Source organism: Mesorhizobium sp. M7A.F.Ca.CA.004.06.1.1, assembly GCF_003999135.1.
GTDB lineage: Bacteria > Pseudomonadota > Alphaproteobacteria > Rhizobiales > Rhizobiaceae > Mesorhizobium.
In genome coordinates this window covers 1-1,068 of sequence record NZ_RZPQ01001196.1, presented here as the reverse complement: position 1 = coordinate 1,068, position 1,068 = coordinate 1, and the positions used below count along the sequence as shown (strand labels likewise).

1 protein-coding gene and 1 pseudogene are annotated in these 1,068 nt (G+C 57.4%); one reads left to right on the top strand and one right to left on the bottom strand.

Features of this window, described 5'->3' with window-relative positions; all coding sequences use genetic code 11:
- A pseudogene (locus EN906_RS35090) lies at positions 1-333 on the bottom strand (hypothetical protein); the annotation flags it as partial.
- Between the two features lie 195 nt (positions 334-528).
- Between EN906_RS35090 and EN906_RS35085 the strand changes: the two are divergent.
- Positions 529-981, top strand: coding sequence for a hypothetical protein (locus EN906_RS35085; RefSeq protein WP_127272420.1), 453 nt, complete (start codon positions 529-531; stop codon positions 979-981).
- Positions 982-1,068: the final 87 nt, after the last annotated feature.

Genomic DNA, 1,068 nt, shown 5'->3' with positions numbered 1-1,068 from the left:
CTGCTCGTCAGTCTTCAGCTTGGTCTTGTCCTGGGCCTGCTGATCGGTTGTGCCGGCCTTGCCCTGAGCCTGCTCGTCGGTCTTCAGCTTGGTCTTGTCCTGAGCCTGCTGGTCGGTGGTGGTGCCGGCCTTGCCCTGTGCCTGCTCGTCAGTCTTCAGCTTGGTCTTGTCCTGAGCCTGCTCGCCCATCTTGGAACCATTCTGGCAGCCAGCTTGCCCGGAAGCGCAATTGGCGTCTGCGCCAGACTGGCTTTCGGGCTGTTGTGTCTGAGCCATCGCCGTTCCACAGCCGAGCCCGATCGCCAGCATGCTGGTAATGAGAACATGTTTCATGGGGAAATCTCCCTGGGTAAGATTCGTCCCTTCAGTGCGTAGAACCAGCACCCAAAAAAAATGTTCCGAGATAGTTGAGTGAGGGCTAAAAAACGACCTCGCTTGAGATCATACGATCGCGGGCGAAAGCCGCCGCTAAAACGACCTTTTCAACTCTGCCGATTGCCCTAGCTCTCTCCTGAGAGGAGACCGGATATGGCAATTTATAGTCTGAGAGTGGTCAGCTTCATTTTCGTTGTATTGGCTTTCGTTCCGGCCGCCGCGCATTTCTTCACGATGTTCAACAAGATGAAGCTCGACGGGCCGAACTATCTGGCTGCGCAACGCGCCTATGATGGATGGAGCCTGTTCGGCATCGTAGTGCTGGGAGCATTGCTCTCTACGGCCGCCCTGGCGATCCTGCTCTACCGAGCGAGTGCATCTTTCGGCTTGGTTGTTGTCGCCTTTCTCAGCATCGGCGCCACGCAATTTGCCTTCTGGACGCTGACCTATCCAATCAATCAGGCGACCCGGAACTGGACTGTCCTGCCTGAAAACTGGGAGCTGCTGCGGCGGCAATGGGAGTATTCGCATGCCATCGCCGCCGGCCTCAACGCCTTGGCGTTGCTTGTGCTTTTCCTATCGGCGCTTCGCGCTGCGGTGCGTTGAACGACCACGTCTTCACCAGCACGGCCGCCGAGCGTGCAGGAACCACCAATGAACCGAAATCATTGACCCGCCAGATGTTTCCAGCGT

Excerpts from the sequence above, each read along its gene's own strand:
- EN906_RS35085 (WP_127272420.1), top strand. The coding sequence starts at position 529 with ATGGCAATTTATAGTCTGAGAGTGGTCAGCTTCATTTTCGTTGTATTG.